This is a genomic window from Paraclostridium tenue (assembly GCF_039521565.1).
GTDB classification, from domain to species: domain Bacteria; phylum Bacillota; class Clostridia; order Peptostreptococcales; family Peptostreptococcaceae; genus Paraclostridium; species Paraclostridium tenue.
The window spans coordinates 158,783-180,433 of sequence record NZ_BAAACP010000002.1 but is presented as its reverse complement, the minus strand read 5'-3'; the positions used below and the strand labels follow the sequence as shown (position 1 = coordinate 180,433).

Here is a 21,651-nt window from a genome sequence, read left to right as displayed (position 1 = left end):
ATAGGAGGAATTTATGAAAAAAATATTAGTTTTATTAGCTGATGGATTTGAAGAAATAGAAGCTTTGACGGCTGTAGATGTATTAAGAAGGGCAGATTTAAAATGTGATATGTGTTCAATAGAGAATGATTATGTAAAAGGAACACATAATATACAAGTTAAAGCTGATGTAAATATAAATAGTATAGATATAAACGAATATGATGGTGTAGTTTTACCAGGAGGATTACCAGGAGCATATAATTTACGTGATAATCAAAAGGTAAAAGAACTTGTTCAAAATTTTAATGAAGATAAAAAAATAATAGCAGCTATATGTGCAGCTCCTGAAGCATTAGAAAGCTTTGGTATATTAGAAAATAAAAAATGTACATCTTACCCTGGATTTATAAAAGATAAAAATAAGTTAGATTATATAGAAGATAAAGTAGTTGTTGAAGATAGTAATATAATAACTAGTAGAGGCCCAGCTACAGCTATAGAATTTTCTTTAGTTATACTTAAAAAATTAGGTTATGAAGATAAATATATGGAAATTAAAGAAGATATGCTGGTAAATTTTTATAATAATTGTAAATAAAGAAATAAAGTAGGTTTAAATTTAAACCTACTTTATTTCTTTATTTATATGTTTTCGAATAAGTCTACTTGCTCTAGATTGAGATATATTTAGAGCTGTAGCAAGTTTATAAGAACTAGGATGATTTTTATATGTTTTTTCTATTAATATTTTTTCATAGTTATTCATTAATATGTCTAATGAGCTGTTATCATCATTTTTTATTAAACTATCGTGACTTAAAACTGATTTTGGCAAATTATCTATATCTATTATATCAGAATTTGAAGTCACTAATATATTTTGAATTATATTTTCAAGTTCTCTTATGTTACCAGGATAATCATAATTTAATAAAGTATTTATAACTTTTGTAGACATAGTTTTGTTTAAATTAAAAGATTTAGAGTATTTTTTAAAAAAATGAAAAATAAGTTCTAATAAATCTTCTTTACGATTTCTAAGTGGAGGAATTTTTAGTTCTACAACATTTATACGATAATACAAGTCTTCTCTAAATTTTTTTTGATTTACACAATCTAATAAATTTACATTAGTAGCAGATATAAATCTTATATCTACTTTTTTAGTTTTTACTCCTCCAACAGATATAAAAGTTTTATCTTGTATAAGTTGTAAAAATTTTGATTGTAATTCAGATGGAATATCGCCTATTTCATCTAAGAATAATGTTCCTCCATTAGCTAATTCAACAAGCCCTAATTTACCTTTTGAATTGGCTCCAGTAAAGGCTCCTGATTCATAACCAAATAATTCAGATTCAAGCAAATTTGGAGATATAGTAGAGCAGTTTATAGTTATAAACGGTTTATTAGCTCTTGGGCTATTTAAGTGGATATGTTTAGCTAGTGTTGTTTTCCCACATCCAGATTCACCAAGCAATAAAACGTTAACATCAGTTTTAGCCACATTTTTAGATATCTCTAAAATTGATTTCATACTATTTCCCTTTATAGTAGTATCATTATATATCAGCGATTGAGAATTACTTAAAGAATCTATTTTATTTTTATATTCTTTAAGCTGATGTTTAGTATGTTTAAGACTATTTTTTATTTCATTTAATTCACTTATATCCCTAGAATTTTCAACTATAAAATCTATACTACCATTTTTGTTAAATACAGGTGTTGCAGTTATTATAAGTGATTTTCCAGTTATAGTTTTTTGTTCCATAGAAACTTTTTTTCCATGTTTAACTACATAAGGAATTGGTGTTTGATTTGAGTAACCAGCTTCGTTTAGAAACATAGCAGTTTTACCCATCATTTCATGTCTATTAATTCCATAATTAGATTCAAATGCTTTATTACAATAAATCATATATCCATCTTTATCACATACAAATATCTCATCATGTGAAGCTTCAAGTATTTTTTCAAAGAAGTTATTATCATATATCAATTTCAAATACCCCCAAAATTACTATTATATATAAATTAATTTTATTATAGTATAGTGGTAAGTCAAAATCAACTTAATACCTAATTGAGATTAGTAGATTTATAAATATATAAGTCAAAACTAACTTGGAATAAATTGATATATAAATCAAATTAGACTTATTATATATTTAAAGTATTGAACTTATATGAGATTTCAATGAATATAAAGTGAATTTATATTGGCATGAGAATTGCTTTAATAAATAAGTAGAATAACTTAATAAAAGGGGGTAAGAAAATGAATCAAAAAAGTAAAGGGTATTTATTTGTAGTAGTTGCAGGAGTTTGTTGGGCTACTATCGGATTATTTGCAAATTCTCTATTAGGACATGGATTAACTCCAGAACAGGTTGCATTTTTAAGATTATTTTTAGGATTTTTGGTATTATTTATTTATAGTTGTTTTAAAATGCCAAGTGCACTTAAAATAAGTAAAAAAGGTTTACTTTATTGTATAATGGTAGGTATAGTAAGTCAAGCAGGGTTTAATATGTGTTATTTTAATTCTATAGATTCTATAGGAGTATCAGCATCTGCAGTACTTTTATACACTTCACCTTTATTTTTAACTTTTTTATCAATAGTAATATATAAAGAAAGACTTAATAAAATTAAAATAATATCACTGGTTGTTTGTTTTATGGGAGCAATATTAGCTGTTACAGGAGGAAGTTTAAATTTAGGTCAACTTAATATGAATGGTATTTTACTAGGAATAATGTCTGCTATAACATATGCTTGTATGTCTATAATAAGCAAAGGTGCACTTAAAGAATGTGAGGGAATAACATTGTTAATATATGGATTTTTAATTGGATCTATATTAATGACACCTTTGGCAAAACCTTTTGAATTGATTTCATATGCAAATGATATAAGTGTACTTACTATTATGTTAGGGTTAGGTATTATACCAGCAGCTGCTGCATATATATTTTATTTAAATGGAATATCAACAGGAATAGATTTATCAATTGCTGGAATTTTAGCTTCAACAGAGTTAATAGTATCAGTAATTATAGGATGGACAATTTTAGGTGAATCATTTTCTGTTGGAAAATTAATAGGGGTCATATTTATGGTATTATCAGCATTAATAGCAATCAAAAAACCTAAATCCAAAAAAATTAAACATAGTGTAAATGAGAATGAGTTAGAACCAGTAAGAGTATAAATAAAAAGGCTTAATAATTAATTATTAAGCCTTTTTATATTTAATTCCTTGGTAAGAAGCTCTATCGCGCATAGTATCGTCTATTGCGTTTAAAACTTCCCATTTTTTTAAACTCCACATAGGACCTACCATTTCATCTCTTTTACCATCACCAGTAAGTCTATGAACAATCATTTCAGGAGGAAGTATTTCTAGTTGGTCACAAACTAAATTTATATAATCATCTTTTTCCATTAATGTAAGTGTTTTATTATCAATCATTTTTTCCATAGGAGTTCCTTTTAAAACATGAAGTAAATGAATTTTTATTCCATGAACTCCAAGGTCAGCTACAGCTTTAGCTGTTTCCATCATCATATTATAATCCTCACCAGGAAGCCCATTTATAATATGAACAACTGTTTTTATATTATGTTTTTTTAATTTTTCAACACCTTCTAAAAATGTATTATAATCATGACCTCTATTTATAATCTTAGATGTTTTATCATGTATAGTTTGCAGTCCTAACTCAACCCAAAGATTAGTTTTTTTATTAAGTTCAGCTAAGTACTCTAAAACATCATCAGGAAGACAATCAGGTCTAGTAGATATAGATAATCCTATAACGTCTTCTAAATTAAGTATTGTTTCATATTTATCTTTTAATACATCTACAGGAGCGTGTGTATTTGTAAAGGCTTGAAAATAACCAATATATTTTGCATTAGGCCACTTTTTGTGCATCATTTGTTTTATATCTTCAAATTGTTTAATTAAATTATCATTTGGATTTCCAGCAAAATCTCCAGAGCCTTGTTTACTGCAATAAGTACATCCTCCATAAGTAATAGTCCCATCTATGTTAGGACAAGAAAAACCAGCATTTATAGATACCTTAAACACTTTCTCTCCAAAAGTATTCCTAAGGTAATAATTCCATGTATGATACCTTTTATTATCAAAGGCATATTTAAAATTTGTCAAGTTAATCACCTTTTCTTTAGTTATTATTAAATTTACTATACAATATTATCATAAAAAATATTTATACACAAATCAGTAGTTATTTAAAAAATAAAAATAGTACCTTAATATAAGGTACCACTTTTATAATTTTTTTAATCTATTTCCAGTAGATAATAATTGGAAACCAATTAAAACTAATATTAATGATAAAAATGTAGCTATAAATCCAGATAAAAATAAAGGAGATACTATTAATAGTAATCCACAGATTAATAAAAAGCCATTAAAGCCATTAAATTTTATATAAGGATTATTCTTTCTTTTAATTATTAACATAAGTTGATTTACAACAAGAAATGCACCAAGTATAGAAGAAAAGAATCCTTGCACCTTTTGAGGAAATACAAAAAATAGTATAGCTACAATTATAAGTATTATTTGTTTATCTATATACGGTTTTATATTTTTCTTTGATTCATATCTTTTAAGCTCATTTATAGTTTTTAGATTTAAATATGCTAAAAATAAAGTAATAGCACCTAAACCAAATGATAATAATTTAATACCTACACTTCTAAATAATAAAGATATAGTACCAACTACCAACAAAATGATGCCTAGAATTATAAAGTTATTTGCATTTTCTTTTTTATTAAAGCTATTAAAGCTAAAATTTATATTCATATCTATCACCTCTTTAATTATTAAAGTGATTATAACAAAAATTTAATAAGTATAAAATAGTTTATTTAAATTTTATATAAATTTGTAATGCAAAAAAGACTTGTATCATAAAATTTTATTATATAAAGGAGGGAGTCATTTGTCACAGATAGTAGCTATATTTTTTGCTATATTAGCAGGTGGGTCAACAGCATTAGAAGCTTTTATAAATGGAGAATTAGGAAAAAATACATCTCCAATTACAGCTACATTTATAAGTTTGGTTGTAGGTGCAATATTTTTTCTAATAAGTATTTTTTTAACAGGAAATATAAATTCATTGTTAGATTTAAATTCTATAAGTCCTAAGTTTTTACTTGGAGGTATATTTGGAGGATTTATAATATATTTTACAACTAAAGCTATACCAGGGTTAGGATTATCTAACACATTAATTATTATTGTAGTTTCTCAAATTCTTATAGGTTTTTTTATGGATATAGTAGTTTTAAAAGAACAATCTATGCATTTATATAAGTATATAGGTGCTATATTATTGTTTATAGGGACATTTTTTATAGTAAGTTAATTTATATCTAAGATATATATTTGGCAAAATAATCATATGTGATAAAATAAAATAAAAATACATATTAAGAGAGGTTTAACAGATGAATAATAAATTTATTATGTCATTTAGTGGAGGAAAAGACAGCACATTAGCATTATATAGAATGATAAAAAAAGGATATAAACCATTAGCACTTTTAACAACAATAAAAAAGGATATTGATAAATCATGGACTCATGGAATAACGAATAAATTATTAGAAAAAGTTAGTGAAAGCTTAGAAATCCCGCTTTTAAAAGTAGAATGTGATGTATGTGATTATGAGAAAGAATTTGAAAAAACACTTTTAAAAGCAAAAGAAATGGGAGCACAAATTTGTGCATTTGGAGATATAGATATACAAGATCATAAAAAATGGGATATTGCAAGATGTGAAAAAGCAGGCCTTAAAGCAGAATTTCCATTATGGCAAGAAAACAGAGAATCATTGGTTTATGAATTTATAGATAGTGGTTTTACAACTATAATAAAGACTGTAAACTTAAAATATTTAAATAAAGATTTATTAGGAAAAAAACTTACTAAAAGTGTGGTTGAAGAAATAAAATCTACTGGTGCTGATGCTTGTGGAGAAAATGGTGAATATCATACATTTGTAATTGATGGACCTTTATTTAAAAATAGTATAGATTTCAAAAGTAAAGGCATAGTTATAGAAAATAATTACGGACACTTAGATATAATATAATGCAAAAGCTATCTTAAACTTAAGATGGCTTTTTTATTTTTTAAGTAGGTAAATATAACTATGGGAATTATGTAAAATAGTAACCATTATATAAAACTATATTTAAGCTAATAATAACATTACAAACACTAAATTGACTTAAGAAGGTGACACTATATGAAATCATCTAAAGGAATTAAATTTTTTATTTTTTCTATTATAACTATGTTAATAGTATTATTGCCAAATGATGCTTATTCAATACAAAAAAATGAAAAAATGCCTAAGGAAGTTATTATAGGAGGAGAACTTTTACATCTTGAGTTGAATACTAATAAAGTAATAATATTTGGAGTTAGAAATGATTCTTTACTTAAAAATTATGATTTAGTAGAAAGTGTAAGTGGAGATATAGTAAGAAAAGTTTTTAATCAAGAAAATATTAAAATAAAATCCAAACAAGATTTAATAAAGTTACTAATTACAATGAAAGAAAAAGACAAAATTAAATTAAACTTACTTAGAAATGATAAATTGATTAATGTAAATTTAGAGAAGCATGAAATAAATCCTATTAATCTAATAGATAAAATTCCTTACACAGCTACATTAACGTATATAAATCCTAATGATTATAAATTTAAGGCTGTAGGACATAGTGTAGATTTTTATAATAAAAAAAGTATATTAAATAATAAAGGTGAAATTTACGATTCAAATATAATATCTATAAATAAATCTGCAAAAAAATATGTTGGAAATATAAATGGAGATAAAATACCAAAATCAAAAGGTAATATATTTAAAATAGATGAATATGGAATTAGTGGTAAAGTAAATTTTAATTTAGATTTAAAAGAGAAAAAAACATATAAGGTTGCAGATGAAAAAGATATTAAAGAAGGTCCTGCATATGTTATTATGAAACACAATCAGAACGAAAAAAATAAAAGATATAAAATTAAAATAACTAAAGTCAATAAAAATGATAATGGAAATATTGAAAGTTTTAATTTTAAAATAATAGATAAAAAATTATTAAAAAAATATGGTGGAATAGTACAAGGTATGAGTGGATCACCTATAGTTCAAAATAAAAAAATAATAGGTGCATTATCACATGTAATAACAACAGATACTACCAATGGCGTAGGCGTTTATATAAAAGTAATGATGAAAGGATGATCTTTCATCATTACTTTTTATTAAATTCAATCCAAATAGGAGCAGTCACTGAAACTTTATTATTATTTTGATAAACTTTAACATAATAATAAGAATTTTTTAAGTTATTTAGTTTAAACTCTAGTTTAGCTAAATTAGAATTAAAATCCTTAGATGCTATAATTTTGCCGTTGTTAGATATGACATCAATTTTTTTTATCTTATCTTTAATATCATTATCTATTACACTGATATTAAAGTATAAATTAGATGCATTTTTTATAGTTGAGCCCATAATTTCATCGTTTATAGTATAATCTATTTTTATATTTTTATCTTGAGTTGCATAAACTCTCATATTTTTTAAAGAATCATAAAATGCACTTTCATTTAAATCTGTACATAAAACTACGGTTCTAAATTCATTTGCAACTCCCCAATTTTTTATATGGTTATCTTGATTGGCAGTAGGTCCTAGATGCCAACCTAAATCTAAAGCTTTTTGATATTCATCAAAGGCTAATCTGTTTTTATTAATATCTTTATTATATCCATTACATACCTCTATCAAAGAAATAACATTATCAGCATTTAAGTCATATTTAAAGTTATTAAATTTTCCAAATGTGTCACATGGATGATTAAATTGGGCTATAATAGTATCTTCTTTAGAGATAGCTTTATAAAATTTATCTAAATCAGAATATAAAATATTATTTGTAGATATAAATCCAGAGGTGTTGAATATATTTATATGACCTATAGGATCTTTTATATCCTTAAATGGATAAGACATCTCAAATCCTTTAATAGCTAAAAATTTGCCATTAGAATTATAATCATTAGATACTTTAGATAAACTAGTCCATTTTTTACTATTAGAAGCATCGTTCAATTTAGAATTAACATCATTATCCAACATATTTGAATGTTCAGTTATAGCAAAAAAATCTAATTTTGCATTAAATTTAGCACTATAGTAAGCATCTTCAAAACTACCATGACCATCACTATTTGATGTATGAGAATGAAGGAGTCCATAATAATGATTATAATTAGGTGTACCCACATTAAAATACCATTCTAAGCTTGATTTTTTTTTATTTAAATCATTAACTTGTATTTTTACTATTTGAGTACCTCTTTTTAATTTCTTTTTAGGTTTATAAGATATAGAATTATTACTTATTAAACAATCTTTAGTAACATCTTTATAATTTAAATAAAGTTTAATAGAATTTTTATCTATATCATTATTTCTAAATGTCGCTTTTATAGTTGGTCTAGAAATTATATATTGTTGAGCATTATATGGTGAAACAATAGTTATTTTAGGTAAATTAGAATTTATATTATTTAAGCAATAGCTATTTGAAGTTATAAAAATAAACATTATTAGTAATGTAAATATATGTTTTAAAAATATCATGTCAACCAATCCTTTACATATTACTTAATTATTATATTTATCAAAATTCATTACAAAATTCGTGTTAAATAATTCAAAAAAATATAAAACTTATTAATTAAGTATATTAAATGTAAAAATTAATACAAATAATATTATCATTCTAAATAAAAATTAAATAATCCTATAAATCCATTTAATATATTTAAAATAATGTTATAGAAAATAGGTTTTAATTTATATATTTAATATAGATTTTAAATTATATATACATTAAATATGTATAAACTTTAATATAATTTATAAAGACTAAAATATATCTGTGGGAGGAAAATAATGTTAATTGATGCTATTGAAGTTAAAGTACAAAAAAGTGATATGAAAAAAATTGAAAGAGATAAAGTACCTTTAATGAGTAAGGTAGTTCAATTAAATCCTAGAATAAAAAATACAACACTTCAATATATAGAATATAAAATTATTACATATGATATAACTCTTAAAACTAAGGGTAAAAATATATTTAAACAAGATAAAAGTAGTAATAAAATTACTATGTTAGTAAATACTCATACAGGTTTTTCAGAATCTATAACTAAAATTCCAAAAACATCTAAAATAAATATATCTAAAAAATATATAAAAAAATCTAACATGGATGAAGAAAGTATGTTAGAAAGCATAAAAATAGAAATATTAAAATTAGTTAAAAATATAATAATTAACAATAAGGGACATATCCACGATATAAAAGTTATAGATATTAAAAGTATATATAAACCATACTGGATAGGAACTTATAATGGAAAATCAGTTTTATTAGATGCATAAACTAAAAAGCAGATATAATATTATATCTGCTTTTTAGTTTAATTACTTTTTATAGTTTTTGAATTATTATTTATAGAATTATTCTTATTCGTAAGGTTATCTAAGCTTTTTAAAGTATATCCTTCTTTTTCCCAATGAGTTATAACTTCATCTAATATATCTGTATTTGTTTTAGAATTAGGATGAAGTAAAACTATAGCTCCAGGATGTGTTCTTGAAAATATTTTTTCTTTAGCATCATTATGAGAAGGTTGTTTATCTTCATACCAATCTACATATGCAAAACTCCAAAAGATAGTATTATATCCTAAATCTTGAGTATATTTAAGTGATTGCTCACTAAATTTTCCCATAGGAGGTCTAAAGAATTTTGGCATATCTTTGCCAGTTATTTCCTTATATCTTTCTTCAACTGATATTATTTCTGATTTGAATTTTTCAAAATCAGTTATACCAGCCATTGATGGATGATTTTTTGAATGATTACAAATTAAATGTCCTTCTTTAGCCATTCTTTTTATTAATTCTGGATTTGTTTTTAAATAATGATCTACAACAAAGAAAGCTGCAGGTGCATTATGTTTTTTTAAAGTATCTAGTATTTTTTCTGTATTACCACTTTCATAACCTGCATCAAAAGTTAAATATATTACTTTTTCATTAGGATCACCTACATAATAAGCACCATATTTTTTGAAAAAAGAAGCTTCCTTAATTGGAGTTGGTTGTTTTTTATCTTCTCTGGGATTAAAATACCAGTTGTATTCAGTTGTATTTGAATTTGGATTTAATATTTGGGTTTTTATTTTATCAAATATGTCAAACTCTCCACTTATTAAAAAACCAGCTATTATAAATATAGCAATGATAAAAAAAGAATTTCTTTTATGTGCATTATTCATATTATCACCTCTACTTAATAAACGTTAAATATATTTTTTACAATTTATATAAATATAATCTATGAAAAAATAGGATACAAAAGTAAATTTTTAGACAATATATAAACAAGTATTTAAACATAGAAAGGAGAAGAAAATGAAAAAAATATTATTAATATTGTTACTTGTTATTTTATATAATAATATTGGTATAAATGGGTATTGTGATGATTACTATATAGATAATAAATTAAATCGATTTATAGAAAATAAAGTTGACTCAAGATATATATTACTTTACTTAAATTACAATTATAAAAGTATAGAAGATAAAAGTTTAAAAGAAACTATAATAGATAAATTTATATTATATAATGAAAGATATTTAGATTTATACCAAACACAATTTGATAATATGTATGAAAAGAATGTTAAAAATCTTCAGACTAAACAAAATCTAAAGTCAGAGTTAAATATTTTAAATAATATATACAGTTATGATGATATAAATAATCATAAATTTAATTTTATAGATAATAAACCAAATATAGTAAGGGATTTAAAAAAAATTTATTTAAGAGGATATAAAATAATAATAAATAATAATAAATTTAAATTAACAGTTAATTATGATTTTTTAAAAAAAGCCTACTAAATTTATAAAGTATATAAAAATTAGGTATCTTAAATAAAAAAATTATTTGAAGATACCTAAATATTAAACACAAGATATTAAATCACTTAAAAACATTTCAAACATAACACCATCATTTCTATCAACATTAAACTTTGATGTATATAAAACAGATTTATGTATAAATTGGCTGGCAATATCAACGCTATATTTTAAGGAGTGTCCATTTAATATCATGCCAGTTAGTATAGATGTAAATAAGTCTCCTGTACCACTATAAGATATATTGTTAAAATCAGCAGATGTAAAATAAACTTCATTTGAATTTTTATCAAATGTTAAATTATGAATTTTATTATCTAAAATTATACCGGTTATAACAACTTTACTAGGACCTAAATTAGATACTTTTTTAGCTAATGATATAAGTTCAGCTTTACAAAGGTTAATTTGAGTATAATCTGATTCTGTTAATATCAGAGCTTCAGTGATATTAGGGGTAACTATATTTGAGTGTTTAACTAAATTTTTTATTTTATCACACATAGTTTTATTAAATATTGGATATAGACAACCATTATCGCCCATTACTGGATCTACTATAACTAATGAATTTTTATTATCATTTATAAAATCAGATACTATATCAATTTGATTTTCAGATCCTAAAAAACCACTATATATACAATCAAAATCTACGTTAAGTTCATGCCAAACTTTTTTATAAGAAATCATTTCAGATGTTAAATCTAAAAATGAATATTTTGGATAGCCTGTTTGGCTTGATAATATAGCTGTTGGAAAAGGACAACATTGTACTTTTAAAGCTGATAATATAGGAATTGCAATAGTTAAAGAACATCTTCCAATCCCAGATAAGTCATGAATAGCAGCAACTTTTTTTATCATACAAAAACCTCCTTTAATAAAATTTATAATTATATATTACTATGGAAATGTTATATTTAACATATTTATACAAAATAAACAAATTGTATTAGTACAATTTGTTACATGATTTTAAATAAAGTTATAAATAAATAAATATATGGTTAACATAAATTTAAAATATAAAAAAGGAGAATTTGTATGAGTTTTTTATTACTTATAATTGGATTTATAGTACTTATAAAATGTGCAGATTTTTTTGTTAGTGGAGCATCTTCAATAGCAAAATCTTTAAAAATACCGACAATAGTAATAGGACTTACTATTGTAGCATTTGGAACTAGTGCCCCAGAGGCTGCAGTAAGTGTAACAGCTGCACTAAGTGGAAATAATGATATTGCCATAGCCAATGTAGTTGGATCTAATATATTTAACTTATTAGCCGTAGTTGGCATTGCATCTATAATAAGACCTGTTAAAGTTCAAAAGACGACAATATTAAAAGAATTTCCTTTTATTTTATTAGCATCATTAGTTCTTTTAATATTATCTCATGATGTAAGGTTTCAAGGCTATAGTGAAAATGAACTGACTAAGTCAGATGGACTTATGTTACTTGCACTATTTTCAATATTTATGTACTATCTTTTAGAAATGGCTATAACTTCAAAAGAAGAAATGAACGTAGAACAAGGAAATTCTAAATCATCTATACTAAAGAGTGTATTAATAAGTTTAGTTGGAATAATAGGAATTATTTTAGGTGGAAATTTAGTTGTAAAAAGTGCAACTAATATAGCATTATCCCTTGGAATGAGTGAAAATTTAGTCGGACTTACAATAGTTGCTGTAGGAACATCTTTGCCAGAGTTAGTAACTAGTGTAGTTGCAGCTAAAAAAGGTGAAAGTGATATAGCAATGGGAAATATATTAGGATCAAATATTTTTAATATATTATTTGTATTGGGAATATCAGCTTTTATTCATCCTATAGCAGTTCATCCTGTAGTATTTATAGATATGTTTATAATGTTTATAATATCTATAATAACTTATATATTTGCTACTACTAAAAAAGAAGTGAATAAGATTGAAGGAATTATACTAGGTTTAATTTATATAGGATATATGGTATTTATAATAATAAGAAAATAAATATATAGTAAAAAACTATAACTAATATAAACTATATAGTTTTTTACTATTGTACATAAAAAGATGGTATATGTTAAAATTTCATTGTAAATCATTATAGTTATTGGGGGAAAGACAATGATATCATTACCAGAAAAATTCGAAGAATTTAGTGAAGCTAGAAGAAATGGATTTATAAGAGCAAAAGAGTTAAAAGAAAGTGGTAAAAAGCTAGTAGGTGTATTTTGTGCATTTACGCCAGTTGAAATACCTATGGCTGCTAAAGCTGTAACAGTAGGAGTATGTGGAGTAAGTGAAGAGCCAATACCAGAAGCTGAAAAGATTTTACCGAGAAATCTTTGTCCACTTATTAAATCTAGTTTTGGACATGCTATAACAGATACTTGCCCATACTTTTATTTTTCAGATTTACTAATAGGAGAAACAACATGTGATGGAAAGAAAAAAATGTATGAAGAATTAGCAAAAATTAAAGATTTACATTTAATGCAACTTCCAAATAGTAGAAATGGAAAATATGCATATGAACTTTGGAAAAATGAGATTAAAGTTTTAAAAGAAGATATAGAAAATAGATTCTCAGTAAAAATAACTGATGAAGATTTAAAAGAAGCTATAAAAGATAAAAATGAAGAAAGAAAATTATTAAAAGAGTTTTATGAATTAGGTAAGTTAGTTCCACCACCGATGAATGGATATGATATGCATCAAGTATTATATAATTCTGGATTTAAATTTGATAGAGATGAGCTAAAAAATAGCATAAAGGATATGATAGTATCAATAAAAGACAAATATGAAAAGGGAGAAAGACCAGTAAGTGAGGATAAGCCAAGAATCCTAATCACAGGATGTCCAATAGGTGGAGTAAGTGAAAAAATAGTAAAAACTATAGAAGATAGTGGAGCAGTTGTAGTTGCATTTGAAACTTGTGGAGGAATAAGATCTAATGATGAATTAGTAGATGAAAATAATCCTAATCCAATAGATGCTATAGCTAAAAAATACATAAATATAGCATGCTCATGCATGGTTAATAATGATGAAAGAATAGATCTTTTAGATAGATTAATAGATGAATATAAAATAGATGGAGTAATAGATGTTGTATTACAAGCATGTCATACATTTAATGTAGAGAGCTATAGAGTTAAAAAATTTGTAAACGAAGTTAAAAATAAACCGTATATGGCTATAGAAACTGATTATTCAAAATCAGATACAGAACAACTAAGAACAAGATTTGAAGCATTTATAGAAATGATAGACTAAAATTAGGGGGATTTTATGTACAGTGTAGGTATAGATTCCGGTTCTGTAGCAACTAAAGGAGTTTTATTTGATGGTAGTAATATAATAAAAAAGATTATAATACCAACAGGATGGAGCCCTAAGTGTGCGTCACTTGAAGTTTACGATAAACTAACTAAAGATATAGAAAAAAGTGATATAAAAAAAGTTATAGGAACTGGATATGGAAGAGTTAGTATGGATTTTGTAGATAAAAAAGTAACAGAAATAACATGCCATGCTAAAGGCATTCACTTTTTAAATAATAATATAAAAACAATTCTAGATATAGGCGGACAAGATAGCAAAGTAATAAATTTAGATAATGATGGAAATGTGTCTAATTTTATAATGAATGATAAATGTGCAGCTGGAACAGGCAGGTTTTTACAGGTTACATCGAATTTATTAGGAACTGATGTTGATAGTATAGATGATTTAGCAAAAGGTGCTAAACCTGAAATAATTTCAAGTATGTGTACAGTTTTTGCAGAGTCAGAGATAATAAGTTTATTAGCAAAAAATGTATCGAAAGAATCCATAGCATCAGGTATATTACAATCTATAGCAAATAGGTCAAAATCAATGTTATCTAGGATTGATATATTAGATGAAATTGCATTTACAGGTGGAGTAGCAAAATGTAGTGTACTTGTAAATATGATTGAAGAAAGTTTAAATAAGAAAATATATATAGCTGAGGATACTCAAATAATAGGAGCATTAGGAGCAGCTATTATAGGATATAAAAAATAAAAGGATGGTTTAGACCATCCTTTTATTATGCAATTGATTCTTCTTTTTCAACTTTTATTTGTGATTGATTTGATAATTTTGTTATGCCAATTCCTGTAGCAGCTAAAGTTAATGATATTATAGGACATAATAAGTTAAAAAATGCATATGGTAAAAATGCAAATGATCCAACTGCAAGTGTAGCACTCATATAAGCTCCACATGTATTCCAAGGGATAAGTGGAGAAGTTATAGTGGCACTATCTTCTAATGCTCGTGATAAATTTTCAGGAGCTAAACCTTGTTTTTTGAAAGCTTCTCTATACATACTTCCAGGCATTACTATAGCTAAATATTGATCAGCAACTGCTAGATTAGTTCCTATACAAGTAAATATAGTTGCAGCAACTAACCCTAAAGTTCCTTTTGCAAACTTTAATATTGCAGTAGCTAAAGCTTCTAACATTCCAGTTTTTTCAAGTATACCACCAGTAGCTAAAGCACATAACATAAGTGATACTGTACCTAACATGCTATTAAGTCCACCACGAGATAATAATTCGTCAACAAAGACCATACCACTATTAGATGCATAACCAACTTGAGCAACCTCTAATACTTCTTTAAAAGAAGCACCTTGGAAAACTATAGCTACTAACCCACCAAGTAGTGTACCTATTATAAGTCCTGGAACAGCAGGTACTTTTAAAATTACCATTATTATAACTGATGCTGGAATTAATAATAATAATGGTGATAATGTGTTATAACTTGCTGATAATGCCTGTTGAATTTGTGTAATCTGACTACTATCTATAGCTTGACCTGCATATTTAAAACCTATAACTGCATATATTATAAGTGCTATTAAATATGAAGGAATTGTTGAATACAACATATGTTTTATATGAGTAAATAAATCAGTTCCCGCCATAGCAGGTGCTAAATTTGTAGTATCTGAAAGAGGAGACATTTTATCCCCAAAGTATGCTCCAGAAATTATAGCCCCAGCTATTATTTCTTTAGGAATTCCAAGTGCACTACCTATACCTAAAAGTGCAATACCTATAGTACCTGCCGTAGTCCAAGAAGAACCTGTTGATATAGAAACTATAGAACATATTATAGTTGTAGCAACTAAAAATATTCCTGGTGATAATATGTTTAATCCCCAATAAATCATGCTTGGAACAACACCAGATAATATCCATGTACCAATTAGCATACCTACGATTAAAAGAATAATTATAGCTTGCATTGTAGAATTTATAGTAGATAATATACCTTTTTCAATTTCTTTCCATGTAAATCCTAGTTTAAAAACAGCTATAAAACCACTAAATATTCCTCCTAAAGCTAATGGTATATGAGCTGAAACACCTAACTTAGTTAATGATATACATAATAGAAATACTAAAACACCTATACATAAAAGTGAATCACCCAGTGAAGCTTGTCTTTTTTCTCTTTTTAACATAATAACCTCCAATAATATATAAGAATATAACTTAAAATGGAGCGTAATACTAAAAAAGGTCTAGAAGACAAAGAGATACTTCTAGACCTGAAATTATTATATAAATATAATAACGTAATCTAAAGATAGCTCTCCACATAAAGTGACAGTGTTATACATGTTATGCATAACCCCAACATATAAGTTCAAAGCAAAACTTATATATTTCGGCATTATTACCTTTCCTATTATCTCATAGGTGCTTTCCCTCAATAATAGTAATATTTAATAATGCGACCTCTACCATTAGTTATATTCTGTTTATTCAATAAATTTATTATATCATATAAAATAAAAATGTAAATACTAATTAAGACAAAATTAAAATCTAATAAATTTTTTAGTTTAAAACATTAGGACCATAAGTTTCCTCTATTTCCCTTCTTAATTCATTAGGATCATTAATACCTTGATTCATTGCTTTAGCAAGTATATTAGCTTTATCGTATGGAGCCATCCAAGAGAATATACCACCTAAACAATTATCTATTACATATTGAGCTTTTATATATATAGAAAGAATATCATCATATGACATAGCAAATTCTCCATCTTTTACTAAGTATGGAACTTGAGCATCTTTGTCAAATCTGAATTCATATCCATTTTTATTAATATAATCTTTTCTAAGTTGATCATAAGATCTTGTAATTGTAGCACCTAAACGTCCATAAAAAGGAACTCCAAGCAATATTTTTTGTGAAGGCATTCCAGCATTAGTTAAATTTTGAACCATAGCATCTACACTGTAACCAGGTATTGATAGATTAGAGTCATATAGATTTGCTTGGTGCTTTTGAGCATTAGATCCTGTTTCACCAGCAGTAAAGTCATAGCTCATTAAGTTAAAATGATCTATTAAAGGTGCAATTTTAGCTATTTCAACACTTCTGTTTATATATGCTCTTTCACCTGTACCAGCAACACTTAACCATTTATTAGGACCTATAACATCTCTAATAGCAGTCAAAAGAAGTGTAAAGTTTTCTTTATCTTCAGGTCTAGATTTAATTCCAGCGGCACTATTTGCAGGATATTCCCAGTCAATGTCAATACCATCTAAATCATATTGATTAATAAGTGCATTTACTTCTCTTGCAAACTTATATCTAGAAGTTGGTGTTAATGAAGCATCTGAAAATCCATCTTGCCCCCAGCCACCAATAGCAACTATGACATTTAAACCTGGATTATCTTTTCTTAAAGATAATAGTTGGCGTAGATATTTAGGGGTTGGAATGAATAAGGTACCATCAGGTTTTATTTCAGCAAATGCATAAATAACAAAATCAAGTAAAAAAGCATCAACATTTGAAGGATCTCCTAAGACATATTCGCCTACTAATCTAACTAAATCTGGACAGTTAGGATTTTTTGTAATATTACTAGATGGAGCCGAAATTTGAGGTCTAGATTTTGACTTACATATTTTTTTCTTATAAGTCATAGGCTCATATAATTTAGAATTGTCTAAATTATTTTTTTTATCTGGAATAAAGCAAAGATACCAATCTATAAAATCCTCATTTTCAGAATAACTATTAATTTGTTTGGTTAATTCCTTATATGTTTTTGGAGGTGGAAGTATAACAGGCATACCAGGAAGCCAATTTGCAGGTGTTACAATATTTTGCTCATCAGATGTTTGTAGTGCATCTATAATTCTTATTATTTCAGGAATATTTCTTCCTGTAGTCAATGGATAATATAATATAGTTCTTAATATCTGATTAGGGTCAATTATAAAAACTGATCTAACTGCAACTGAATCACTCATAGGTTCAGAAATCATTCCATACAATTGGGCTATTTCCATTTTTTTATCATCTATTATAGGAAATGGAATTTTGATACCGGTATTTTCATATATGTTGTTAAGCCAAGCTAAATGAGAACTATTACTATCAACACTAAGTCCTATTAATTCTGTATTCCTTTTTTGAAAATTTGAATAGTATTTTGCAAAACATAAAAATTCTGTTGTACATACAGGAGTAAAATCACCAGGATGAGAAAAAAGTACGACCCATTTTCCTTTATAATCAGATAATTTTACTCGGCCATTTGTTGTATTAGCACTAAAATTAGGCGCTTTAGAGCCTAAGCTAGGAAGACAAGGCAAATAAATCACTCCTTTAAAGTTAGTTTTAATTTAATTTATTAACTAACTCAAAGGAATGTTACTAATAAGAATTGCTATTTTAATACAAATTTGGTATATTTATTATATTAGAATATATGTATGATTTGTTGATATTAGGGGGCAAAAACATGAAAAAAAGCCAAAAAAATAAAAAGGTGCCAAGATTTATTAAAACATTTTCGGATATTTTAAGAATACTTGTGTTATCATCTGTAATATCCCTAAGCATTACGAGTGTACTATTAGTAGTAAACTCAATAACAGGAGTATTCATAGGATTTAGATATTATATTGCATTATCTTTAGGAATGATTATTACATTGACACCATGTTGGGTCTTATGTGACTGCAAAAGAATTTTTGGTAAAAAAGTTTATAGATCTAAGAAAATTAGACCATCAACTAAAAGGTCACAAAGAAATAAAGAAACAATTAGAAGAAGAAAAATATCTTAAAAAGTACAACATCTGTTGTACTTTTTTTTCTTTATATTAATATAATTAATAATAGGGTAGAGGAGGGATTATATGAACTATGATGTTTTTTGTAGTAGTGTGGTAGGATATAAAAATAAAATTAAAAATAAAGGATCTCAAGACTATTTAAAGTATAAAAAATTGGAAAATGGAATTATTTGTGCAATAGGAGACGGACATGGAATAGATAGATGTAAGTATAGTCATAAAGGAGCAGAGTTTGCTTGTAATGCATGCATAGATATACTACATGATTTATATGATGAACTATCAAATTATGATGAAAAAGAATTAAATAAGTTAATTAAAGATATTAATAAAGAAAATTATATACAAGTATCTATACAAAATAGATGGAGAAAGTATGTTATAAATCATTTTAGAAAAAAAGTCCCTAATGTATATAAAATAGATTATGTGCTTTATGGAACTACTCTCATAGGAGTGCTAATTACAAATAAAATAAAACTTTATTTACAAATTGGAGATGGAGATATAGTTGAATATTTAAATGAATTCAATCTTATAGACTATAATAAGAAAAATAAAGTAAATGGAGTTTTAAATTCAATGTATTTAGATGATGCATATAAATATATAGATTTAAAAATTAGTTTTAGTAACTTAGAAAAATTAGATTCAATTGTGTTATTTTCTGATGGATTTACTAACAGTTTTAAAAGTTATGATGAATTAAATAAAAGTTTAACAAGCACTATAAGAGAATATCGAAAAAATGTATTTACTAGATACAATATAGATATACAATATAAAAAATACTTACAATATCTTACAATAAACAAGAGTAAAGATGATATTAGTATTATTTTTATATTATAAACAACATTAAATAAATGTTGTTTTTTTGAGTTGAATTACAAAATATGGTTAATAATCCTATTATATATGATATAATAAAGCATAAAACATTTATATTACTGTTTAAGGAAGGTAAGCGAATGATTATGAAAGGTTTTTTTGAAAAAGTAATAGAAACTATAGATAAAAATAATAAGATAATAATAAAAATTTGCTTAACAATTTTAGGTATTATCTTATTAGGAGTATTTATAATATTTGGAGCAAACAGCTTTAGTGTAAGTAGTGAAAGCAATAAACTTATAGGGTATATAGAAAATAGAAATTATTCGGAAGCAATATCTTATTATAATAAAGTTAAAGAAGAGTTTTCTGAAAATAAGATGAATAGATTTAGTAAAAATTTATCAAAAAAAGTCAATAAAATACTTGTGAACTATGGAGATAGATATATAAAAGGAGAGATAGGCAAAGATTATTTTATTTCTCTTATAAATATAATAAATGAATTAAACACAGTATATATAGATGCAGATAATATAATAGATCAAGCAAAGAGAGTAAATGATTTGTATTTACAAGAAAAAATAAATTATAAAACTGCTATTGGATATATACAAGCTGTATCTAATCTTAAAATATCAAAAAATGAAATTTATGTATATTCAAAAAAAATAGACGTTATAGAAGACTCTAGAAAAGTCTATAATGTAGGTGTTGAATATCAAAATAAAAAAATGTATAAAGAAGCAATACAAAATTACGATAAAGTTTTATCAGAAGATAAAAAATATTATGATTTAGCTCAAGATAAAAAAGAAGAATGTATTGAAGATATGTATGATTATTATATAGAAAAAGCAAAAATTGAAAATGAGACTGGTAATTACAAAGAAGCTTTAGAAAACATAGAGTATTTAAAACAGTATTATTTAAATGATGATGTTTTAGATGAGTTATCAACAAAATTTGAAAAAGATTTAGAAACATACTCTATGACAAATGATGAAATAATTGCACTAATAGCTAAAAAAAGTGGAATGGATAAAAATGATATAAGGGCTAATATATTCCAACAAATGATTCATGGACATAAATATTACTATGCAGAAACTTTTTTAGGTAAAGATAAAATAGACGAATTTTTAATAGACCCTAGAAGTAAAAATATATATTCATATTTAGATACAAAAAAATCATATAATAATAATTATGGAGATGGGCATTGGAGAGCTATAAAGGATGGTAATGTAGAATTTACTATAAGTAAAAGCACAGCAGAAAGTTTGCTAGAGAAAAAATTAAAAGAACTTGATGAAAGTTATAAACATGTAACTATTGAAGATAGGGACAAAGTTTTAAGATATTTATATGATAAAGAAGTTTTAGATAAGTTTATAGGAAAAAATAATGATATTTATTATTATGCTGTTGTAAATAGAGGATTTTTCAAATCTAAGCAAGTATATTTAATAAATCCATATACTAAGCAAATATATAAAGTATTAGAAGATAAGATTAGTAAGATTTAACAAAAGCGTGTGAAAGCACGCTTTTATTTTTAATATAATTTAATAATATATATCAATATAGATAAGTTTCA

The 21,651-nt window shown here is 25.2% G+C and carries 21 protein-coding genes and 1 riboswitch; of the genes, 13 read left to right on the top strand and 8 right to left on the bottom strand.

Annotation, left to right across the window (positions count from 1 at the left end):
* Nucleotides 1-13 precede the first annotated feature (13 nt).
* Nucleotides 14-580 carry a DJ-1 family glyoxalase III gene (locus ABFX13_RS02650; RefSeq protein ID WP_346042013.1) on the top strand — a complete coding sequence of 189 codons (567 nt, stop codon included), beginning with the start codon at nucleotides 14-16 and terminating at the stop codon, nucleotides 578-580.
* Between the two features lie 27 nt (nucleotides 581-607).
* On the opposite strand, the gene ABFX13_RS02645 is transcribed toward ABFX13_RS02650, so the two are convergent.
* Nucleotides 608-1,984: a sigma-54 interaction domain-containing protein gene (locus ABFX13_RS02645; protein ID WP_346042008.1), complete on the bottom strand. Its 1,377-nt coding sequence runs from the start codon at nucleotides 1,982-1,984 to the stop codon at nucleotides 608-610.
* A 279-nt stretch (nucleotides 1,985-2,263) separates the two neighbouring features.
* Between ABFX13_RS02645 and ABFX13_RS02640 the strand changes: the two genes are divergently transcribed.
* Nucleotides 2,264-3,199: a DMT family transporter gene (locus tag ABFX13_RS02640; protein ID WP_346042002.1), complete on the top strand. Its 936-nt coding sequence runs from the start codon at nucleotides 2,264-2,266 to the stop codon at nucleotides 3,197-3,199.
* Between the two features lie 24 nt (nucleotides 3,200-3,223).
* Here the strand turns inward: ABFX13_RS02640 and mnmL are convergent, their stop codons facing one another.
* Nucleotides 3,224-4,165, bottom strand: a complete 942-nt coding sequence (gene mnmL / locus ABFX13_RS02635) for a tRNA modification radical SAM protein MnmL/YtqA (protein ID WP_346041997.1) — start codon at nucleotides 4,163-4,165, stop codon at nucleotides 3,224-3,226.
* A 123-nt stretch (nucleotides 4,166-4,288) separates the two neighbouring features.
* Entirely contained in the window at nucleotides 4,289-4,831 is a 543-nt protein-coding gene (locus ABFX13_RS02630) for a DUF308 domain-containing protein (RefSeq protein ID WP_346041993.1), read from the bottom strand.
* 139 nt (nucleotides 4,832-4,970) lie between these two features.
* Here ABFX13_RS02630 and ABFX13_RS02625 point away from each other — a divergent pair, with 139 nt between their 5' ends.
* The 3 genes from ABFX13_RS02625 to ABFX13_RS02615 all read left to right on the top strand — a co-directional run bounded on the left by ABFX13_RS02625 (nucleotide 4,971) and on the right by ABFX13_RS02615 (nucleotide 7,293).
* Nucleotides 4,971-5,399: a DMT family transporter gene (locus ABFX13_RS02625; RefSeq protein ID WP_346041991.1), complete on the top strand. Its 429-nt coding sequence runs from the start codon at nucleotides 4,971-4,973 to the stop codon at nucleotides 5,397-5,399.
* Nucleotides 5,400-5,481: 82 nt separating this feature from the next.
* Nucleotides 5,482-6,129 (top strand): Dph6-related ATP pyrophosphatase, encoded by a 648-nt coding sequence (locus tag ABFX13_RS02620; RefSeq protein WP_346041987.1) that lies wholly within the window; start codon nucleotides 5,482-5,484, stop codon nucleotides 6,127-6,129.
* A 156-nt stretch (nucleotides 6,130-6,285) separates the two neighbouring features.
* Nucleotides 6,286-7,293 carry a SpoIVB peptidase S55 domain-containing protein gene (locus ABFX13_RS02615; protein ID WP_346041985.1) on the top strand — a complete coding sequence of 336 codons (1,008 nt, stop codon included), beginning with the start codon at nucleotides 6,286-6,288 and terminating at the stop codon, nucleotides 7,291-7,293.
* A gap of 10 nt (nucleotides 7,294-7,303) precedes the next feature.
* Here ABFX13_RS02615 and ABFX13_RS02610 read toward each other — a convergent pair whose 3' ends face one another.
* Nucleotides 7,304-8,701, bottom strand: a complete 1,398-nt coding sequence (locus ABFX13_RS02610) for a CehA/McbA family metallohydrolase (RefSeq protein WP_346041981.1) — start codon at nucleotides 8,699-8,701, stop codon at nucleotides 7,304-7,306.
* 315 nt (nucleotides 8,702-9,016) lie between these two features.
* On the opposite strand from ABFX13_RS02610, the gene ABFX13_RS02605 reads away from it, so the two are divergent.
* Nucleotides 9,017-9,511 (top strand): hypothetical protein, encoded by a 495-nt coding sequence (locus tag ABFX13_RS02605; protein WP_346041978.1) that lies wholly within the window; start codon nucleotides 9,017-9,019, stop codon nucleotides 9,509-9,511.
* Between the two features lie 38 nt (nucleotides 9,512-9,549).
* Here the strand turns inward: ABFX13_RS02605 and pdaA are convergent, their stop codons facing one another.
* Nucleotides 9,550-10,413, bottom strand: coding sequence for a delta-lactam-biosynthetic de-N-acetylase (pdaA, locus tag ABFX13_RS02600; protein WP_346041975.1), 864 nt, complete (start codon nucleotides 10,411-10,413; stop codon nucleotides 9,550-9,552).
* 136 nt (nucleotides 10,414-10,549) lie between these two features.
* On the opposite strand from pdaA, the gene ABFX13_RS02595 reads away from it, so the two are divergent.
* Nucleotides 10,550-11,047, top strand: a complete 498-nt coding sequence (locus ABFX13_RS02595; RefSeq protein WP_346041972.1) for a hypothetical protein — start codon at nucleotides 10,550-10,552, stop codon at nucleotides 11,045-11,047.
* Between the two features lie 63 nt (nucleotides 11,048-11,110).
* Here the strand turns inward: ABFX13_RS02595 and ABFX13_RS02590 are convergent, their stop codons facing one another.
* Nucleotides 11,111-11,935 carry a pyridoxamine kinase gene (locus ABFX13_RS02590; RefSeq protein WP_346041969.1) on the bottom strand — a complete coding sequence of 275 codons (825 nt, stop codon included), beginning with the start codon at nucleotides 11,933-11,935 and terminating at the stop codon, nucleotides 11,111-11,113.
* Between the two features lie 180 nt (nucleotides 11,936-12,115).
* Between ABFX13_RS02590 and ABFX13_RS02585 the strand changes: the two genes are divergently transcribed.
* The 3 genes from ABFX13_RS02585 to ABFX13_RS02575 all read left to right on the top strand — a co-directional run bounded on the left by ABFX13_RS02585 (nucleotide 12,116) and on the right by ABFX13_RS02575 (nucleotide 15,115).
* Nucleotides 12,116-13,069: a calcium/sodium antiporter gene (locus ABFX13_RS02585; RefSeq protein WP_346041966.1), complete on the top strand. Its 954-nt coding sequence runs from the start codon at nucleotides 12,116-12,118 to the stop codon at nucleotides 13,067-13,069.
* A gap of 117 nt (nucleotides 13,070-13,186) precedes the next feature.
* On the top strand, nucleotides 13,187-14,341 hold the full coding sequence (locus ABFX13_RS02580; protein WP_346041958.1) for a double-cubane-cluster-containing anaerobic reductase: 1,155 nt from the start codon (nucleotides 13,187-13,189) through the stop codon (nucleotides 14,339-14,341).
* A gap of 15 nt (nucleotides 14,342-14,356) precedes the next feature.
* A complete protein-coding gene (locus ABFX13_RS02575) occupies nucleotides 14,357-15,115 on the top strand; it encodes an acyl-CoA dehydratase activase (RefSeq protein WP_346041953.1) in 759 nt (252 codons plus the stop codon).
* A gap of 25 nt (nucleotides 15,116-15,140) precedes the next feature.
* Here the strand turns inward: ABFX13_RS02575 and nhaC are convergent, their stop codons facing one another.
* Entirely contained in the window at nucleotides 15,141-16,571 is a 1,431-nt protein-coding gene (nhaC, locus tag ABFX13_RS02570; RefSeq protein ID WP_346041950.1) for a Na+/H+ antiporter NhaC, read from the bottom strand.
* Nucleotides 16,572-16,689: 118 nt separating this feature from the next.
* Nucleotides 16,690-16,861, bottom strand: a riboswitch (Lysine riboswitch).
* 89 nt (nucleotides 16,862-16,950) lie between these two features.
* The gene (locus ABFX13_RS02565; RefSeq protein WP_346041947.1) at nucleotides 16,951-18,741 is read right to left on the bottom strand and encodes a peroxiredoxin; all 1,791 of its coding nucleotides are present in this window, start codon (nucleotides 18,739-18,741) and stop codon (nucleotides 16,951-16,953) included.
* A 140-nt stretch (nucleotides 18,742-18,881) separates the two neighbouring features.
* On the opposite strand from ABFX13_RS02565, the gene ABFX13_RS02560 reads away from it, so the two are divergent.
* The 3 genes from ABFX13_RS02560 (at nucleotide 18,882) to ABFX13_RS02550 (ending at nucleotide 21,580) form a co-directional block, all read left to right on the top strand.
* On the top strand, nucleotides 18,882-19,208 hold the full coding sequence (locus ABFX13_RS02560; protein ID WP_346041943.1) for a hypothetical protein: 327 nt from the start codon (nucleotides 18,882-18,884) through the stop codon (nucleotides 19,206-19,208).
* 72 nt (nucleotides 19,209-19,280) lie between these two features.
* Nucleotides 19,281-20,069 (top strand): protein phosphatase 2C domain-containing protein, encoded by a 789-nt coding sequence (locus tag ABFX13_RS02555; protein ID WP_346041940.1) that lies wholly within the window; start codon nucleotides 19,281-19,283, stop codon nucleotides 20,067-20,069.
* 119 nt (nucleotides 20,070-20,188) lie between these two features.
* A complete protein-coding gene (locus ABFX13_RS02550; protein ID WP_346041937.1) occupies nucleotides 20,189-21,580 on the top strand; it encodes a tetratricopeptide repeat protein in 1,392 nt (463 codons plus the stop codon).
* Nucleotides 21,581-21,651 lie beyond the last annotated feature (71 nt).